We start from the raw sequence: 17,809 nt of genomic DNA, 5'->3' as shown, positions 1-17,809 counted from the left end.
GACTCAGAGGTCCTGACGGGTCACTTTCTCGGAGAGTTGCGTGCAGAGTCGCTTGATCTCGCGGTATGTGCGGCTCCGCTCGGTGACGACCGCCGCCAGCAGCAGGGCGGTGAGCGCGGTGGTGCCGTTGAACGCCTGGAGAGTGATCATGTTGGTGAGCAGGCTGTGGTGGGCGAAGGGGCCGGTCATCCGTCCGGCGGCGAGGATCGCGAGCGTGGACACGGCCAGCGCGCAGGCGGCGGCGCCGGCCCGCTCGAAGCGGAAGGCGGCCCAGACCAGGAACGGGGAGACGAGGAAGAGCAGCGAGGCGCTGGTGTCGGTCGCCAGCAGGGTGATGCCCAGCGTGCAGGCTCCCAGCGCGACGGCCTCCGCCCATCGCGCCGGGCTGATGCCGTACGGCAGGCGGGCGTTGCGGACGACGAGCAGGAACGGTGTCACGACCATGACGCCCATGGCATCGCCCGTCCACCAGACCGACCAGGTCGGCCAGAACTCCTCGGCCGGGAGTGCCCCCGAGACGACCAGGGCGCCGGTGCCCACCGTCGCGCTGATCAGCATGCCCGCCAGCGCCCCGAGGAAGACCAGCGCCAGCGCGTCCCGCAGCCGGTCGAGTCCGTCACGGAACCCCGCACGCCGCAGCAGCAGGTACGAGCAGACCGGGGCGACCGTGTTTCCGGCGGCGATGATCAGTACCGGCACCAGCGAGGGCCCGATGGTGATGTTGGCGGCGAGGGCGCCGAGGGCGATGCCGGGCCAGATCCGTACCCCGAACACCAGCAGTGCCGCGACCGCGATCCCGGTCGGCGGCCACAGCGGGGTGACCTGGCCGCGTACCAGTTGCTGGAGCAGTCCCAGACGGGCTGTCGCGTAGTAGCAGGCCGCCACCGCGATGACCGTCAGGACTTCGACCGCGTGCTGTCGGAGCCGTGCTCTGTCCACCATTCCAGCATCGGGCACCGCGGCGTTGTGTGCCGCCGGGGAGGGGCGTGCGGAGCCGGTGAACACGGTACGTCCCGTCCGCCGCCGCGGTCCGCGAACGGGTCAGGTCCCGTCCACCGGCCCGCTCGTCTCCGTCGGACCGTCGTAGCGGACGACGAGCACGGCGGCGTCGTCCTCGTGACCGGTGAGGTCCGCCACCTGGAGCACCCGCGAGGCCAGCTCTCCGGGGTCGGCCCCGCCGGCCGAGGCCACCACCTCGGCCACCGCCGCGAGCCCTTCGTCGATCGGGTACGACGGCCCCTCAACGACCCCGTCGGTCAGCAGGACCAGGTACCCGGGCCGGGCCAGCCGCCGGCGGGTCACGGGGTACCACTGCTCGTGCATGATGCCCAGGGGCACCCCGCCGTCGTCCTGGGAGATGCCGGAGTCGCCGTCGTCGGTGCCCCATACGATCGGCACGTGTCCGGCGCGGGCCACGAGCAGCTCGCCGCGCTGCGGGGCGATGCTCAGCAGGCAGCAGGTCGTGAACAGGTCACCGCCCAGCGAGATCAGCAGATCGTTGGCACAGGACAGCACCGTGCCGGGGTCGGTCGTGACGCTGGCGAGCGCTCTGAGGCTGGCGCGGGCCTCACCCATGAAGGCGGCGGCCTCCACCCCGTGCCCCTGCACGTCGCCGATGGTGATCCCCGCGACCCCGTCCCGCATCGGGAAGGCGTCGTAGAAGTCGCCGCCGACAGCCATGCCGTCCTGCGAGGGCGAGTACCGGGCGCCGATCCTGATGCCCGGGAAATCGGGCAGCTCGGCGGGGAGCATGTGCCGTTGCAGGGCCAGGCCCATTTCCGCCCGGGCGCGCTGGAGCCTGATGTTCTCCAGGGCCTGGTCGACAAGGCGCCCAAGGGTGAGGAGGAGCTCCTGGGTGTTGTCCGATGTGTTGCGGTGTCGGTGCATGGCGTCCCCGCGCGGTGCGACGGGCTCCTCCTGAAACCTTAGCCCTCCTGCGGCCATCCGCAGCGGTCACGTGGCCGGGACACGGAGCCCGCGGCGAACGGCCGGGCCGGTGCCCTGCGCCTGCGGGGCGCCGTACTCGCGACGGCCGGGGCTCCGGGGCGCCTCCCGGGACGCCCGGCACCGAGGCACACGCCTGCGCGCGGGAGGACCCCGAAACCGGCCCACCGCCGCTACTGGATGAACCGGGGAAGCCACCTGGCCCGGTACCCGGGATGGCCGGCGTGCTCAGCGGCCAGTTGCCGGACGGCGAATCCCAGCCCGACCGCCCGCCCGGACCGGAAGTCCTGGTCCGGGCGGTCGGTGTCCAGGCCGGCGACCTCCGCGTACTCGTCGAGGAGCACCCTGCTCGTCTCGATGCGGCGCATCGTGCGTGCGGGGTCCTGAAAGGCGATGTGCTGGTCGAAGCCGAGATTCCGCACGCTGAACGCGATGCCCCCGGAGCGGTCGTGGACCTCGCCGGGCACGTCGGCAGGGCACCGCCAGCTGTCGCCGCCCGCCGCCTGCGCGATGCGCTCCTCCTCGGCCAGGCGTGCGCGCACGAAGTCGATCATGTCGGAGTTGTCTGTCATCGGGTTCCGAGTCCTTCATCATCAAGGCCTGGTTCCGGGGACGGCGCCCGCAAGCCGGTGGGGCCCAAACATACTGGGCGGAGCGGGGCGGAAACGCGGAAGGACCCGGGTGCTGGGGAGCACCCGGGTCCTTCTGTGTGTCGTGCGTGCCGCTACGGCAGCTGTGCCGTCCGTGCCTCGCGCCGGTTGTCACGGAAGGTGTTCACCCGCCGGGCCGTCGCGAAGAGCGGGATGACGGCTCCCAGGACCACCTGGAGCGCGCAGCCGGTCTGGAGGAGCAGCTGCCCGCCGGGGGCGTCGAACGCCCACGCGGCGAGGAGCCCCATCGCGGCCACGATCCAGCTGAGCATCGCCACCGCGAGGACACCCCGCGGCTTCGGGTACTCGACCCGGCTGACCATGAGCCACGCCACTCCGACGATCGCGAGCAGCGTCGGTACGAAGGGCAGCTCCAGGAGCACGATCGAGACGACCGTGAGCGCTCCGAAGGGGCTCGGCATGCCCTGGAACATGCCGTCCTTCATGGTCACGCAGGAGAATCTCGCAAGCCTGAGCACCACCGCCAGCAGCACCACGATGGCCGCCAGTGCGGAGACCCGCTGGTGTGCGTCGTCCGCGACCATGCCGTACACGAGGACGAAGTACGCCGGGGCGAGCCCGAAGCTGATCAGGTCCGAGAGGTTGTCCAGCTCGGCCCCCATCGGCGAGGAGCGCAGCTTGCGTGCCACGAGCCCGTCGAAGAGGTCGAAGACGGCCGCCAGGAGCATCAGGATCACGGCGGTGGCGGCGGAGTGCCGGGCCATGCCGCTCTCGTCGCTGCCGGTGAGGTGCGGGATGAGGATTCCGGTGGTGGTGAAGTACACCGCCATGAATCCACATGTCGCGTTACCGAGAGTAAGGGTGTCCGCTATCGACAGCCGCAGAGAGAGCGGCATGTCCTCGCCGGCGTCCTCCTCGGACTCGGCCTCGGGCACCCAGCCTGCCTGTGTGTCGGGATCAATCACGGTCAATTCGAGTCACCCCCGCGGTGGTGGCCTGGCCGACCTCGACCGCGACCTCGACACCTTCCGGAAGGTAGATGTCGACCCGTGAACCGAAGCGGATCAGGCCGATGCGCTCGCCCTGCTCCACCTTCGTGCCCTGCGGGATGTACGGGACGATGCGCCGGGCGACCGCACCCGCGATCTGCACCATCTCGATGTCGCCGAGCTCGGTTTCGAAGTGCCAGACAACGCGCTCGTTGTTCTCGCTCTCCTTGTTGAATGCCGGAACGAACCCGCCGGGGACGTGCTCGACCGAGGTCACCGTGCCGGCCAGTGGTGCACGGTTGACGTGAACATTCAGCGGGCTCATGAAGATCGCGACGCGGGTGCGTCCGTCCTTCCACGGCATGATGCTCTGCACCACACCGTCGGCGGGCGAGATGACCCGGCCCTGGGCGATCTCGCGCTCGGGGTCGCGGAAGAACCACAGCATGCCCGCCGCGAGCGCGGTGGTGGGCACGGCGACCGCGGCCCAGCGTCCGGACCTGCGGGCCCGGGCGAGGCTGAGTGCCGCGGTGGCGACGGTCGGGAGGAGCCACGGCGAAGCTCCGCGCGCAAGGCGGACCCCGCCGCGTGGTGCAGAGGTTTGGCTGTCGGGCATGGATGACCTTCGTAGCGGATGATGCCGCGCTGGCAACGGGGGACGGCGGCTTTTCCGGCGATGTTATCGGTTGCGAGCAACAACTGGGCAAGCCAGCAGCCGAGTCGGACGGTGGGAAGGCACCGACCGAGGGTGACAGGGTGTGATCTTCTTCGCGGCTAAATCGCCTCGAAAGGGACAATCACCCCTGGAACCGGTACTCCTCAAGGAGTCGGCGCCCGATGATCATTTTCTGGATCTCGGCGGTACCTTCACCGATAAGCAGCATCGGGGCCTCCCGGTAGAGGCGCTCGATCTCGTACTCCTTGGAGAAGCCGTAACCGCCGTGGATACGGAAGGCGTCCTCGACGACTTCCTTGCAGTACTCGGAGGCGAGGTACTTCGCCATCCCTGCCTCCAGGTCGTTTCGTTCCCCGGAGTCCTTTTTGCGCGCTGCGTTTACCATCATCGCATGGGCGGCTTCCACCTTGGTGGCCATTTCGGCCAGCTTGAACTGGATCGCCTGGTGCTGGGCGATGGGCTTTCCGAAGGTCTGGCGCTGCTGGGCGTAGGAAACGCCCAGTTCGAATGCACGCTGTGCGACACCGCAGCCACGCGCCGCCACATTCACCCGGCCGACCTCTACTCCGTCCATCATTTGGTAAAACCCTCGGCCAGTGGTGCCGCCCAGAACCCGATTGGCCGGAATTCGTAGTCCGTCCATGATGAGTTCGGTCGTGTCGACACCCTTGTAACCCATTTTGTCGATCTTGCCGGGAATGGTGAGGCCGGGCCGGACCTCGCCGAAGCCCGGCTCCTTCTCGACCAGGAACGTGGTCATCGACTTGTGCGGGGCGGTCCCCTCGGGGTGGCCTTCGTCACTCCGGCACAGGACGGCGACGAGCGAGGACGTGCCACCGTTCGTCAGCCACATCTTCTGGCCGTCGAGTACGTACTCCTCGCCGTCCCTGACGCCCTTGGAGCTGATCGCCGAGACGTCCGAGCCCAGCGCCGGCTCCGACATCGAGAACGCGCCCCGGACCTCGCCCAGCGCCATTCGCGGCAGAAACGTGTCCTTCTGTTCCTGGGTGCCGTGCTGCTTGAGCATGTACGCCACGATGAAGTGCGTGTTGATGATTCCCGACACGCTCATCCAGCCGCGGGCGATTTCCTCCACGCAGAGCGCGTATGTGAGAAGCGACTCACCCAGGCCCCCGTACTCCTCGGGGATCATCAGCCCGAACAGGCCGAGTTCCTTGAGTCCGTCGACAATCTCCGTGGGGTACTCGTCACGGTGTTCCAGCTGGGTCGCGACCGGAATGATCTCCTTGTCGACGAAATCCCGGACCGTGGAGAGGATTTCCTGCTGGACGTCGCTGAGGCCGGCGGTCCGGGCGAGTCGCGTCATGGCTGCTTCTCCACGTTCTTCTGCGAAGGCTGGTTCAGCTCGGGGCGGCCGGGCTGCTCGCCGCCGCGCTCCTTGATGTAGGTCTCGGTGGGGACCATCACCTTGCGACGGAACACGCAGACGAGCGTCCCGTCCTGCTTGTAGCCCTTGGTCTCCACGTAAACGATTCCGCGGTCGCTCTTGGACTTTGACGGAGTCTTGTCGAGAACGGTCGTCTCGCCGTAGATCGTGTCGCCGTGGAAGGTCGGCGCGACATGCTTCAGCGACTCGACCTCAAGATTGGCGATCGCCTTTCCCGAGACGTCCGGAACGGACATGCCGAGCAACAGCGAGTAGATGTAGTTGCCGACGACAACGTTCTTTCCGAAATCGGTGGTCCGCTCCGCGTAGTTGCTGTCCATGTGCAACGGGTGATGATTCATGGTCAGCAGACAGAAGAGGTGGTCGTCGTACTCGGTGACCGTCTTTCCGGGCCAGTGCTTGTAGACCGCACCGACCTCGAATTCCTCGTATGTGCGTCCGAACTGCATGGTCAGGCCTCCGGCGCTTCAAACTTGGAGGTGCGCTGCATGCCGGCCGCGCGGCCCTTGCCCGCGACGACCAGGGCCATCTTGCGGCTCGCCTCGTCGATCATCTCGTCGCCCAGCATCGCCGAGCCCTTCTTGCCGCCCTCCTCGGAGGTGCACCACTCGTACGCGTCGAGGATCAGCTCGGCGTGGTCGTAGTCCTCCTGCGAGGGCGAGAACACCTCGTTGGCCGCGTCGACCTGACCCGGGTGCAGCACCCACTTGCCGTCGAAGCCCAGCGCCGCCGCCCGGCCCGCGACCTCGCGGTACGCGTCCACGTCACGGATCTGCAGGAAGGGGCCGTCGATCGCCTGGAGGTCGTGGGTGCGCGCCGCCATCAGAATGCGCATCAGGATGTAGTGGTACGCGTCCGCGCCGTAGCCGGGCGGCTGCTGACCGACGACCAGGGTCTTCATGTTGATCGACGCCATGAAGTCGGCCGGGCCGAAGATCAGCGTCTCCAGACGCGGTGAGGCGCCGGCGATGTCGTCGATGTTGACGAGGCCCTTGGCGTTCTCGATCTGCGCCTCGATGCCGATCCTCCCGACCTCGAAGCCCATCGTCTTCTCGATCTGGGTCAGCAGCAGGTCCAGGGCGACGACCTGCTGGGCGTCCTGGACCTTGGGCAGCATGATGCAGTCGAGGTTCTGGCCGGCGCCCTCGACGACCGTGATGACGTCGCGGTACGTCCAGTGCGTGGTCCAGTCGTTGACCCGTACGACCCGGGTCTTGCCCGTCCAGTCGCCGTTGTTCAGCGCGTCGACGATGGTGTGCCGGGCCCCCTCCTTGGCGAGCGGCGCGCAGGCGTCCTCCAGGTCGAGGAAGACCTGGTCGGCCGGGAGGCCCTGGGCCTTCTCCAGGAACCGCGGGTTCGAGCCGGGCACGGCCAGGCACGAACGGCGCGGGCGCAGGCGGGAGGTGCCGTCCCGCAGGGACGTCTCTTGAGGGTGGTGGTGGGAGACGGGCGGGCGGTTGACGGCAGTCATGCGGGGACCTCCAGAGGGTCGAGCTTGTTCGCTTTCCGGATCTCGTCGACGATACGGCCGATGATCTCCGTGATACCGAAATCCTTCGGGGTGAATACGGCGGCGACACCGGCCGCGATCAGGGCCGACGCGTCGGCGGGCGGAATGATCCCGCCCGCGATGACCGGGATGTCGGCGGCGCCCGCCTCGCGCAGCCGGGTGAGCACGTCCGGCACGAGTTCGGCGTGCGAGCCGGACAGGATCGACAGACCGACGCAGTGCACGTCCTCCGCGAGAGCGGCCGAGACGATCTGTTCGGGGGTCAGCCTGATCCCCTGGTAGACGACCTCGAAACCGGCGTCACGGGCCCGTACGGCGATCTGCTCGGCGCCGTTGGAGTGCCCGTCCAGCCCCGGCTTGCCGACCAGCAGCCGCAGCCGTCCGGTGCCCAGGTCGGCCGCGGTCCGGGCGACCTTCTCGCGGACCAGGGCCAGCGGGGTGCCCGCCTCGGCGGTCACCGCGACCGGTGCGGACGAGACGCCCGTCGGGGCACGGAACTCGCCGAAGACGTCGCGCAGCGCCCAGGACCACTCGCCGGTGGTGACACCCGCCCGGGCGCACTCCACGGTCGCTTCCATCATGTTCCCGGTGCCCGCGGCGGCCTTCTTCAGCGCGGCCAGCGCCTCGGTGGCGCGGGCCTCGTCGCGGTTGTCGCGCCAGTCGTGCAGGGCGGCGACGACCTTGGCCTCGTTGGCGGGGTCGACCGTCATGATCGCCCCGTCGAGGTCCTCGGTGAGCGGGTTCGGCTCGGTCGTCTCGTAGATGTTGACGCCGACGATCCGCTCCTCGCCGCCCTCGATCCGGGCCCGGCGGGCGGCGTGCGAGGAGACCAGCTCGGACTTCAGATAGCCGGACTCGACGGCCGCCATGGCGCCGCCCATCCGCTCGATCCGGCCGATCTCGGCGAGCGACTCGGCGACCAGCTCGTCCACCTTGGCCTCGACGACGTGCGACCCGGCGAAGATGTCCTCGTACTCCAGCAGATCGCTCTCGTGCGCGAGCACCTGCTGGATGCGGAGCGACCACTGCTGGTCCCAGGGCCTCGGGAGCCCCAGCGCCTCGTTCCAGGCCGGCAGTTGCACGGCGCGGGCGCGGGCGTCCTTGGAGAGCGTGACGGCCAGCATCTCCAGGACGATGCGCTGGACGTTGTTCTCCGGCTGCGCCTCGGTCAGCCCGAGGGAGTTGACCTGGACGCCGTAGCGGAAGCGCCGCTGCTTGGGGTTCTCGATGCCGTAGCGCTCGCGGGTGACACGGTCCCAGATGCGGCCGAAGGCGCGCATCTTGCACATCTCCTCGATGAAACGGACGCCCGCGTTCACGAAGAAGGAGATCCGCGCGACCACATCGCCGAACTTCTCCTCGGGCACCTGTCCGGAGTCACGGACCGCGTCGAGCACGGCGATCGCCGTCGACATGGCGTACGCGATCTCCTGGACCGGGGTGGCCCCCGCCTCCTGCAGGTGGTAGCTGCAGATGTTGATCGGGTTCCACTTCGGGATGCGGTTGACCGTGTACGTGATCATGTCGGTGGTCAGCCGCAGCGAGGGGCCGGGCGGGAAGACGTGCGTCCCGCGCGAGAGGTACTCCTTGACGATGTCGTTCTGCGTGGTGCCCTGGAGCTTCGTGGGATCGGCGCCCTGCTCCTCGGCGACCACCTGGTAGAGCGCCAGCAGCCACATCGCGGTGGCGTTGATCGTCATCGAGGTGTTCATCTGCTCCAGGGGGATGTCCTGGAACAGCCGGCGCATGTCACCGAGGTGCGACACCGGTACGCCGACCCGGCCGACCTCGCCGCGGGCGAGGATGTGGTCGGGGTCGTAACCGGTCTGCGTCGGCAGGTCGAAGGCGACCGACAGGCCGGTCTGGCCCTTGGCGAGGTTGCGCCGGTAGAGCTCGTTGGACGCCTCCGCGGTCGAGTGACCGGCATACGTCCGCATGAGCCACGGGCGGTCCTTCTGACGGCCGGTCATGTCAGATGTCCCTGAATCGGTTGATGGCGTCGATGTGCTGCTCGCGCAGCTCCTCGTCGCGCACGCCCAGGCCCTCGGTGGGCGCCAGGGCCAGCACGCCGACCTTGCCCTGATGGAGGTTGCGGTGGACGTCGTACGCGGCCTGGCCGGTCTCCTCCAGTGAGTAGACCTTCGACAGCGTGGGGTGGATCTTCCCCTTGGCGACGAGCCGGTTGGCCTCCCACGCCTCGCGGTAGTTGGCGAAGTGCGAGCCCACGATCCGCTTCAGCGACATCCACAGGTAGCGGTTGTCGTACTCGTGGTTGTAGCCGGAGGTGGAGGCGCAGGTGACGATCGTGCCGCCCTTGCGGGTCACGTACACCGAGGCGCCGAAGGTCTCGCGGCCCGGGTGCTCGAAGACGATGTCCACGTCCTCGCCGCCGGTGAGTTCACGGATGCGCTTGCCGAACCGCTTCCACTCGCGCGGGTCCTGGTTGTGCTCGTCCTTCCAGAACTTGTAGCCCTCGGCGGTGCGGTCGATGATCGCCTCGGCGCCCATCCGCCGGCAGATGTCGGCCTTCTGCTCGCTGGAGACGACACAGATCGGGTTGGCGCCGCCGGCCAGCGCGAACTGCGTGGCGTACGAGCCGAGTCCGCCGCTGGCACCCCAGATCAGCACGTTGTCGCCCTGCTTCATGCCCGCGCCGTTGCGCGAGACGAGCTGGCGGTACGCGGTGGAGTTGACCAGGCCCGGGGCCGCGGCCTCCTCCCAGCTCAGGTGCTGCGGCTTCGGCATCAGCTGGTTGGACTTGACGAGCGCGATCTCCGCCAGCCCGCCGAAGTTGGTCTCGAATCCCCAGATGCGCTGCTCGGGGTCGAGCATCGTGTCGTTGTGGCCGTCCGAGGACTCCAGTTCGACCGAGAGGCAGTGGGCGACGACCTCGTCGCCGGGGTGCCAGGCGTTGACGCCGGGACCGGTGCGCAGGACGACGCCCGCCAGGTCGGAACCGATGACGTGGTACGGCAGGTCGTGGCGCCTGGTGAGCTCGCTGAGCTTTCCGTAGCGCTCCAGGAAGCCGAAGGTGGCCATCGGCTCGAAGATCGAGGTCCAGACGGAGTTGTAGTTCACCGAGCTCGCCATGACGGCGACCAGGGCCTCTCCGGGCCCGAGTTCGGGCACCGGGACCTCGTCGAGGTGCAGCGACTTGCGGGGGTCCTTGTCGCGGGTGGCGAGGCCGTCGAACATCGCGGTCTCGTCCTTGTGCACGGTCACCGCGCGGTACGACTCGGGGATGGACAGGGCCGCGAAGTCCGCGGTCGTGCTGTCCGGCGATTGGATCGCGTCCAGGATTTCCTTCACGGGGTGCCTCCGGCGGATGGGGGCGCTGAGGGAACGCTTGCGATCCCTGCGAGCAGGAGAGGGAACGGTGAGGAGGTGCTGCCGTCGGTTCGGCTGTCAAAGCTTCGGCTTGCTCTGTGGAGCAGAAGGGTTTGCCTGTGACGCAGGCGTCCGGGCGCGCAGGCGAATCGCTTGCGGGGACAGCCGGCGTACGTGAGTTCGCAGCACGCCGGCCGCCCGGACACCTTCAACGTATGGCACTCCGTGACACCTGGCAAGGCACTCGGTGCCAACAATTTCTCTCACTTGTCACCCGCCGGGCACGTATGAGCAGCGTGGAGGGTGTTTCGCAGTGATGTGCCCGGAAATGAACCGCGAATGATCGATCAGCGCGAGCGGTACACGTAGGGGGTCGTGGTGCTCAGGGCGAGGAATCCGAGCCGCCGCAGGATCGGGGCGCTCATGTCGGTGGCGTCGACCTGAAGGTAGCCGTAGCCGCGCTCCGCCGCGATCCGGGCGCGGAAGGCCACCAGCGCCCGGTAGATGCCCTTCCCGCGCCACGCCTCGACCGTGCCGCCGCCCCAGAGCCCCGCGAAGCCCGTGCCCGGGTACAGCTCCATCCGGGCCGAACTGACCGGCTCGTCGCCCACCATGGCGAGCACGCCGACGAAACCGTCCGGGTCCTCGGCCAGCCGGGCCAGCACCTGCTGGCGCAGCCGCGACCAGTCGGAGCCGAACGCCCGCTCATGGGCGCGGGCCATCAGCTCCACGTCGTCCGCGTCACGCACTGTGCGCAGCCGTACGCCCTCGGGGAGCGCCACCCGGGTCGAGAGCTCCGCGACCGGGGCGACCAGCAGGGTCTCCGGCTCCTCCGCCTCGAAACCGGCCGCCGGCAGCCGCTGGGCCAGATCGGCAGGCCGGTCGTGCGCGTACAGCTTCCACTCGAATTCGCCGTACCCCAGCGCCGTGTAGTGCGCCACCTGTTCGGCGATCACCGCGTCCGCCCGGGCGGGATCGAGGTCCGGCGACGACCAGACGACCCCGTTCCAGTCGTCGGCCGCGCCGACCTGCCGTACGACGTCTCCGGTGCGTTCGACCCGGCCCCCGGGGGCGTCGGGGCGGGCGTGCTCGCGCATCTCGCGGTCGAACAGGGCCAGAAGCGCTTCATGTCCAGAATTCATCCGCCCACCACAACACCGGTGCACGGGAGCGGCAACCAGATTTCGGCCCGGGCGGAGGCGGCGGCGTGCCACCCCCGCCCGTACCCGTTCAGCGGTCCTGGAGCGCCTGCTGGATCGTGCGCATCACTTCGTCGAGCGGTGCGTCGGTACGCGCCACGGCGACCAGCACCTCGCCCTGGGACGTCACGGAGGCGGCCGGCTGCTTCGCGGGCTCGGCGCCGACGGTCCGGCCGGCCCCGATGCCGGACCCGAAGGTGTCCCGGACGATAGCGAAGGCATGGTCGAGCTGCGCCTCCACGTCGCCCTCGCCGTCCGCCCGCAGCCAGCGGCGCAGCACATGGTTGTGCGCGGTGACCACGGCCGAGGCCGCGACCTCCGCCAGCAGCGGGTCGTCGTTGCCGACATGGTGGTCGCGCTCGTCGAAGTGGCCCAGCAGATAGCGGGTGAACAGCCGCTCGTAGCGGGCCACCGAGGCGATCTCCGCCTGGCGCAGGGTGGGGACCTCGCGGGTCAGTTGGTAACGGGCCACGGAGACCGCGGGCTTCGCCGCGTACATCTTCATGACTTCCTTGATGCCGCGGCAGACGGTGTCGAGGGGATGCTCGTGCGCCGGCGCGGCGTTGAGGACGGCCTCGGCCCTGACGAGGGTGTCGTCGTGGTCCGGGAAGATCGCCTCTTCCTTGGAACGGAAGTGCCGGAAGAAGGTCCGCCGGGCGACTCCGGCGGCGCCCGCGATCTCGTCGACCGTGGTCGCCTCGTACCCCTTCGTGGCGAAGAGTTCCATCGCCGCGGCGGCCAGCTCGCGGCGCATCTTGAGCCGTTGGGCGGCGGCGCGCGTGCCTGCGGCACTTTCCTGGGCGTCGGGCGCGGCGGAGACACGGGAGGACCTGGCGGGCTGGGACATGGTGTGAACGTACTGCATCGGGTCGGGGGAGTGCGCCCGTGGGGGCGGGCCGCCCGAGGGATCGAGCAGCCCGCCCCAACCGCCCCTGGCCTCGGAGGACCCGTCGGCGGGCTTCGCGGTGCCGCGGCGCCGGGCCCGGTCAGCGCCGGGCATATTCGCGGAAGCCGCGCCCCGTCTTGCGGCCGAGGCAGCCGGCGGCCACCAGGTGTTCGAGCAGCGGCGCCGGAGCGAGGCCCGGGTCGCGGAACTCGCTGTGCAGCACCTTCTCGATGGCCAGCGAGACATCGAGACCGACGACATCGAGGAGCTCGAACGGGCCCATCGGGTAGCCGCCGCCCAGCTTCATCGCGGCGTCGATGTCGTCGATGGTCGTGTAGTGCTCCTCGACCATCTTGATCGCGTTGTTGAGGTACGGGAACAGCAGTGCGTTCACGATGAACCCGGCCCGGTCCCCGCAGTCCACCGGGTGCTTGCGGACCTTGCCGCACACCTCGCGGACCGTGGCGTGGACATCGTCGGCGGTGAGCACCGTGCGGACCACCTCGACCAGCTTCATCGCCGGCGCCGGGTTGAAGAAGTGCATCCCGATCACGTCCTCGGGACGCGAGGTGGCCCGCGCGATCGCCACCACCGGCAGCGACGAGGTGGTGGTGGCGAGGACGGCGCCCGGCCGGCAGACCTTGTCCATGGTCCCGAACAGCTGCTGCTTGACCGCCAGGTCCTCGGCGACGGCCTCCACCGCGAGGTCGACGTCGGCGAAGGCGTCCAGGGATCCGGCCGCGGTGATCCGGGCCAGCGCCGCGTCCCGGGCCTCGGCCGTCAGCCGCCCCTTGGCGACCGAACGCTCCAGGGACTTGGCGATCCGGCCCTTCGCGATGTCCGCCTTCTCCTGGCCGCGGGCGGCCAGCACCACGTCGTACCCGGCCTTCGCGAAGACCTCGGCGATCCCCGAGGCCATCGTCCCGGAACCCGCGACACCCACCGAGCGCACCGCGCGCCCGGCCGTCGCCGCCCCGTTGTCCCGCGGCGTCAGCGCGTCCGGCACCACGGTCTGGCTGCCGGGCCCCTCGTACGTGTAGAAGCCGCGGCCCGACTTGCGGCCGGTCAGCCCCGCCTCGCTCAGCTGCCTGAGCACCGGCGCCGGGGCGTGCAGCCGGTCGCGCGACTCGGCGTACATCGCCTCCAGGACCGTACGGGCGGTGTCGATCCCGATCAGGTCGAGCAGGGCGAGCGGTCCCATCGGCAGACCGCAGCCGAGCTTCATCGCCGCGTCGATGTCCTCCCGGGAGGCGTAACTGGCCTCGTACATCGCGGCGGCCTGGTTGAGGTAGCCGAACAGCAGCCCGTCGGCGACGAAGCCCGGCCGGTCGCCGACCGCGACCGGCTCCTTGCCCAGGCTCCGGGCGAGCGCCGTGACCGCCTCGACGGCCGGCGGCGCGGTCAGCACCGAGGAGACCACCTCGACCAGCTTCATCGCCGGCGCCGGGTTGAAGAAGTGCAGGCCGAGCACCCGCTCCGGGTGCAGCGACTCGGCGGCCAGCCGGGTCACCGACAGGGCGTTGGTGCCGGTCGCCAGGATCGCGGTGGGGGAGACGATCGCGTCGAGCTCCCGGAAGACCTGCTGCTTGATCTCGTACGACTCGGGCACGACCTCGATGACCAGCTCCGCCTCCGCGGCGGCCTGGAGGTCGGCGAACGTACGGAACCGGGCGAGGGCGTCGCTCCGCTCCTCCTCGGTGATCCGCTCGCGCCGCACGGCGCGGGCGGTGGCGGCTTCCAGGGCGGCGACGGCCCGGCGGGCGGCCGCGTCGCTGGTGTCGATGCCGATGACCTCGTGGCCGGCGCGGGCCAGGACCTCGGCGATGCCGGTGCCCATGGTGCCGAGACCGACGACGGCAATGGTGCTGAGCGGGGTGTCCATCACGGGACTCCAGAGAATGAGTGACGACTGTGAGGAGGCACGGCGCGCACAGGAAGAAGGGGAACCGGCGCGACACGTGCGGGAATTGCGTGTCGTGGTACTCGGGGCCGTCGGCGCGATGAGCACGCCCGGACCCGGAAAGGGGCGACGGACTCTGTCCCGGAGTCACGTCTGGCACAACTGCCGAACCGACAGGCACTCCGGGTGGCTGCGTCACCAGGCCACCGGAGCAAGCGGGGATGGTGTCCCGCTCACATGAGATTAACTGCCCGGTAACGAGCGCGCCAGCCCCCGGTCGTTGTGCCCCGTGCCACATTTCCCCGCCCCTCGACGAGCGGAGCCCTCGCCCCGATACGAAAACCCCCCGCCTCTCGATACACAGAGTCTCCGCCGATAAGCTGACTGTCATGGATGAGGAGTTCCGGTCGCTGGCGGACCGGCTTGCCGACGAGGCGGAAGCGGCGGGGGAGTCGGCGCAGTGCCGAGGACTGCTCGCCACCGAGGACGAGGAGGAGCTGGCCCGGGTCCTGGTGGAACGCGAACGCCCGCTCTGGGCCCGCGAGATCGCCGCCTTCCGGCTCGGCTGCGGCGGGGACCGGCGGGCCTTCGAGGCGCTGGTCCTGCTGCTCAACCACCGAGACCCGGAGCGCTGCGTCTCGGCCGCCCACGCCCTGGTGCTCCTCGGCGACCCCCGTACGCCCCGGGCCGCGGCGGCCCTGGCGACCAACACCCTGCGCACCGCGTACGCCCTGCACCCGGTGCGGCTGCTCACCGCGTTGCGGGCCCCGGAGTCCGTACCGGCGCTGATGAGCACCCTGGAGCCGCTGCTCGCGCCCGGCGATCCGCACTGGCGGGTGGCACTGGCCTGTGTGGAGGGGCTCGGGCAGCTGGGGGACGAGCGGGCCCGTCCGCTCCTGGAGGCCGCGCTGCCGCACCCGGGACTGGGCGGTGCGGCGCGCGACGCGCTCGGCCGGCTGGACGCGCCCTGAGCGGCCGCCGGGCTCAGCGGGCCCCGGCATCGCCGAGAGCGCGTACGTAGCGGACCTCGGGCACCGGGGCGCCGTCCGCCTCGAAGGACTCCTCGGCGCCGTCGGGGCGGAAACCCGCGCGTTCGTAGAAGCGGCGGGCCGGGGCGTTCTCCTTCAGCACCCACAGCGCCAGGTCCGGGAAGCCGGCGGCCGCGGCGCGGCCGAGTATCTCGGTCATCAGGGCACGGCCCGCCCCGGTACCGATCTGTTCGGGCGTCACGTAGAGCGCGTACAGCTCGCCCCGGCCGACCGGCCCGCCCATCTCCCGGGACGGGCCGTAGCAGCCCCAGCCGATCACTCCGGCGCCCGGCCGTTCGGCCACCAGGTTCACGATCGTGGTGCCCCGGGCGAAGGACGCCCGCCGCCGCTCCGCGTCGTCGGCGACGGTGAGTCGCATCTCGTCCAGGTACGACTGCGGAACCAGCCCCGCGTACGCGTTCTGCCAGCCGCGTGCCCGGATCCGGGTGACCGTCTCGCAGTCGTCGACGGTCATGTCCCGGACCCGGATCCCGGTGGGTGTGGGTTCTGTCGTCATACGGGCCATCCTGGCGCATCCGCCAGGACGGCCCGTGCCCGAGCCGGACCGGGGTGTCAGCCGCGGAAGCCGAGCAGCCCGTGCAGGGCGCTGCCCCTGCTGCCCGAGCCGGCACGCGGGGCCGACTTCGACGCCGCCTCGCCGGTCAGCGGTTGCGGGTCGGGGGACTTGGCGCACACCGCGTCCGCGTCGGCCCGGCCGCCCTCGCCGCGTGGGACAATGCCCTTGGCGAGGTAGTCCGCCAGATAGGTGTCCAGGCAGTCGTTGCCGCTCAGCGTGATGCCGTGGTTGCCGCCGCCCTGTTCGACGACCAGGCTGGAACCGCGCAGCCTGCGGTGCAGGGTGACCCCGCCCTCGTACGGTGTGGCGGCGTCGTCGGTGGCCTGGAAGAGCAGCACCGGGGGCAGGGCGCTGTTGGAGACACGTACCGGATTCAGCGGCTCCACCGGCCAGTCGGCGCACGGAGCGTTGTACCAGTTGTTGTTCCAGGTGAAGAACGGCGCCTTGGCGTGCACCCGACGGCTGTCGCCGCGCCAGGTGTTCCACTGCCGGGGCCACTGGACGTCGCGGCACTGCACGGCCGTGTAGACCGAATACCCGTTGTCGCCCTCTGCGTCGACCGCACCGAACTTCTTGTACGCCTTCATCAGCGCCTTCTCGTCGCCGTCGTTCGCGTACGAGGCGAACGCCTCGGCCAGAAGCGGCCAGTACCCGTTGTAGTAGCCGCCCGGCAGGAAGGTGTCCTCCAGCTCGCTCGGGCCGATCTTCCCGCCGGCCGGACGCGTCCGGACGGCCTCGCGCATCGCGTACCAGGCGGCCTCGACCTTCGCCGGGTCGCTGCCGAGCCGGTACGTGGAGTCGTGCTTCGCCACCCAGGCGGCGAAGGCCTTGTGACGGGCGTCGAAGGCGTAGTCCTGGCTGATGTTGTCGTCGTACCAGACGCCGTCCGGGTCCACGTTCGAGTCGAGCACGAAGCGTCGCACCCGGTCCGGGAACAGCTTCGCGTACACGGCGCCGAGGTAGGTGCCGTAGGAGTAGCCGAAGTAGTTGAGCTGCCGGGAACCGGTGGCCCGCCGGATCACATCGAGGTCCTTCGCGGCGCTGACCGTGTCCATGTACGGCAGCAGGTCCGGGTACTTGCGCCCGCACGCCTCGGCGAACGAACGGGCCCGGTTCCGGTTGGCCTGCTCGACACCGGGCGAGCCGGGCACCGAGTCGGGGCGCACCGGGGCGAAGTACTTCGGCACGCAGTCCAGCGCCGGCCGGCTCTTTCCGACACCGCGCGGGTCGAAGCCGATCACGTCGTACTGCGAGGCGATCGACCTGGGCAGCGAGGACGCCACGAACCCGGCCATCGACAGTCCGCTGCCGCCCGGGCCGCCCGGGTTGACGAGCAGGGGGCCCTGGAAGGTCTTCGAAGTGTGCGGGATGCGGGACAGGGCGAGAGTGATCCGCCGGCCCGACGGGTCGTCATGGTCGAGCGGGGTACTGACCGATGAGCACTGGAGCCGCGGATGCGACTTGGTGCCGCAGTCGGTCCATTCGAGCTGTGCGGCGGCGGCGAGCCGTGCACCGTTGTCGGCGGCCGCCGGGGACGGTGCGGCGGTCACCAGACCGGCGACCGTCGCACCGACGGCGAACAGAACTCCTGAACGTTTCGTCATATGGCCTCCCGTGGTGGGGAAACACGGCTGCGCGTGGCGCAGCCCCCGCCGCATGCTCCCCGCATTCGCGCCAGGAAGGACCTGTTGTGTGGAGAGTTGACCCGTTTGCCGGTGTTGTTCGGTCACGATCTCCGTGACGGTGCCTGCGGA

At 69.9% G+C, this 17,809-nt stretch carries 16 protein-coding genes; 1 reads left to right on the top strand and 15 read right to left on the bottom strand.

What is annotated here, in order from left to right:
- Positions 1 to 3 precede the first annotated feature (3 nt).
- The 13 genes from ACGF8B_RS27625 to ACGF8B_RS27565 all read right to left on the bottom strand — a co-directional run bounded on the left by ACGF8B_RS27625 (position 4) and on the right by ACGF8B_RS27565 (position 14,432).
- A complete protein-coding gene (locus tag ACGF8B_RS27625; protein WP_392743741.1) occupies positions 4 to 942 on the bottom strand; it encodes an MASE1 domain-containing protein in 939 nt (312 codons plus the stop codon).
- A 99-nt stretch (positions 943 to 1,041) separates the two neighbouring features.
- The gene (locus ACGF8B_RS27620) at positions 1,042 to 1,887 is read right to left on the bottom strand and encodes a PP2C family protein-serine/threonine phosphatase (RefSeq protein WP_392743738.1); all 846 of its coding nucleotides are present in this window, start codon (positions 1,885 to 1,887) and stop codon (positions 1,042 to 1,044) included.
- Between the two features lie 230 nt (positions 1,888 to 2,117).
- The gene (locus tag ACGF8B_RS27615; protein ID WP_259929501.1) at positions 2,118 to 2,516 is read right to left on the bottom strand and encodes a DUF6221 family protein; all 399 of its coding nucleotides are present in this window, start codon (positions 2,514 to 2,516) and stop codon (positions 2,118 to 2,120) included.
- Between the two features lie 152 nt (positions 2,517 to 2,668).
- A complete protein-coding gene (pssA, locus tag ACGF8B_RS27610; RefSeq protein ID WP_371094961.1) occupies positions 2,669 to 3,490 on the bottom strand; it encodes a CDP-diacylglycerol--serine O-phosphatidyltransferase in 822 nt (273 codons plus the stop codon).
- A gap of 22 nt (positions 3,491 to 3,512) precedes the next feature.
- Complete coding sequence (locus ACGF8B_RS27605; protein ID WP_392743734.1) at positions 3,513 to 4,160, bottom strand: phosphatidylserine decarboxylase; 648 nt, start codon at positions 4,158 to 4,160, stop codon at positions 3,513 to 3,515.
- A gap of 181 nt (positions 4,161 to 4,341) precedes the next feature.
- Positions 4,342 to 5,547 (bottom strand): acyl-CoA dehydrogenase family protein, encoded by a 1,206-nt coding sequence (locus ACGF8B_RS27600; protein WP_392743731.1) that lies wholly within the window; start codon positions 5,545 to 5,547, stop codon positions 4,342 to 4,344.
- Complete coding sequence (locus ACGF8B_RS27595) at positions 5,544 to 6,077, bottom strand: MaoC family dehydratase (protein WP_392743728.1); 534 nt, start codon at positions 6,075 to 6,077, stop codon at positions 5,544 to 5,546. The genes ACGF8B_RS27600 and ACGF8B_RS27595 overlap by 4 nt, the downstream gene beginning before the upstream one ends.
- 2 nt (positions 6,078 to 6,079) lie before the next feature.
- Complete coding sequence (locus ACGF8B_RS27590; RefSeq protein WP_392743725.1) at positions 6,080 to 7,099, bottom strand: HpcH/HpaI aldolase/citrate lyase family protein; 1,020 nt, start codon at positions 7,097 to 7,099, stop codon at positions 6,080 to 6,082.
- A complete protein-coding gene (locus tag ACGF8B_RS27585) occupies positions 7,096 to 9,108 on the bottom strand; it encodes a protein meaA (RefSeq protein WP_392743722.1) in 2,013 nt (670 codons plus the stop codon). The genes ACGF8B_RS27590 and ACGF8B_RS27585 overlap by 4 nt, the downstream gene beginning before the upstream one ends.
- Before the next feature lies 1 nt (position 9,109).
- Positions 9,110 to 10,447: a crotonyl-CoA carboxylase/reductase gene (gene ccrA / locus ACGF8B_RS27580; RefSeq protein ID WP_392743719.1), complete on the bottom strand. Its 1,338-nt coding sequence runs from the start codon at positions 10,445 to 10,447 to the stop codon at positions 9,110 to 9,112.
- A 365-nt stretch (positions 10,448 to 10,812) separates the two neighbouring features.
- On the bottom strand, positions 10,813 to 11,607 hold the full coding sequence (locus ACGF8B_RS27575) for a GNAT family N-acetyltransferase (protein ID WP_392743716.1): 795 nt from the start codon (positions 11,605 to 11,607) through the stop codon (positions 10,813 to 10,815).
- 88 nt (positions 11,608 to 11,695) lie between these two features.
- Positions 11,696 to 12,511: a TetR family transcriptional regulator gene (locus ACGF8B_RS27570; RefSeq protein WP_392743713.1), complete on the bottom strand. Its 816-nt coding sequence runs from the start codon at positions 12,509 to 12,511 to the stop codon at positions 11,696 to 11,698.
- A 139-nt stretch (positions 12,512 to 12,650) separates the two neighbouring features.
- Positions 12,651 to 14,432, bottom strand: coding sequence for a 3-hydroxyacyl-CoA dehydrogenase family protein (locus ACGF8B_RS27565; RefSeq protein ID WP_392743710.1), 1,782 nt, complete (start codon positions 14,430 to 14,432; stop codon positions 12,651 to 12,653).
- Between the two features lie 407 nt (positions 14,433 to 14,839).
- Between ACGF8B_RS27565 and ACGF8B_RS27560 the strand changes: the two genes are divergently transcribed.
- A complete protein-coding gene (locus ACGF8B_RS27560) occupies positions 14,840 to 15,421 on the top strand; it encodes a HEAT repeat domain-containing protein (RefSeq protein WP_392743707.1) in 582 nt (193 codons plus the stop codon).
- A 13-nt stretch (positions 15,422 to 15,434) separates the two neighbouring features.
- Here ACGF8B_RS27560 and ACGF8B_RS27555 read toward each other — a convergent pair whose 3' ends face one another.
- Both ACGF8B_RS27555 and ACGF8B_RS27550 read right to left on the bottom strand, forming a co-directional pair.
- Entirely contained in the window at positions 15,435 to 15,995 is a 561-nt protein-coding gene (locus tag ACGF8B_RS27555; protein ID WP_392743705.1) for a GNAT family N-acetyltransferase, read from the bottom strand.
- Between the two features lie 56 nt (positions 15,996 to 16,051).
- Positions 16,052 to 17,659, bottom strand: coding sequence for an alpha/beta hydrolase (locus ACGF8B_RS27550; protein ID WP_392743702.1), 1,608 nt, complete (start codon positions 17,657 to 17,659; stop codon positions 16,052 to 16,054).
- Positions 17,660 to 17,809 lie beyond the last annotated feature (150 nt).

Origin of the sequence: Streptomyces sp. NPDC047917 (genome assembly GCF_043204345.1) — a bacterium.
Taxonomy (GTDB): Bacteria; Actinomycetota; Actinomycetes; order Streptomycetales; family Streptomycetaceae; genus Streptomyces; species Streptomyces sanglieri.
Note: the sequence above shows the minus strand (reverse complement) of the source record. Positions and strands in the feature narration are given on the sequence as shown.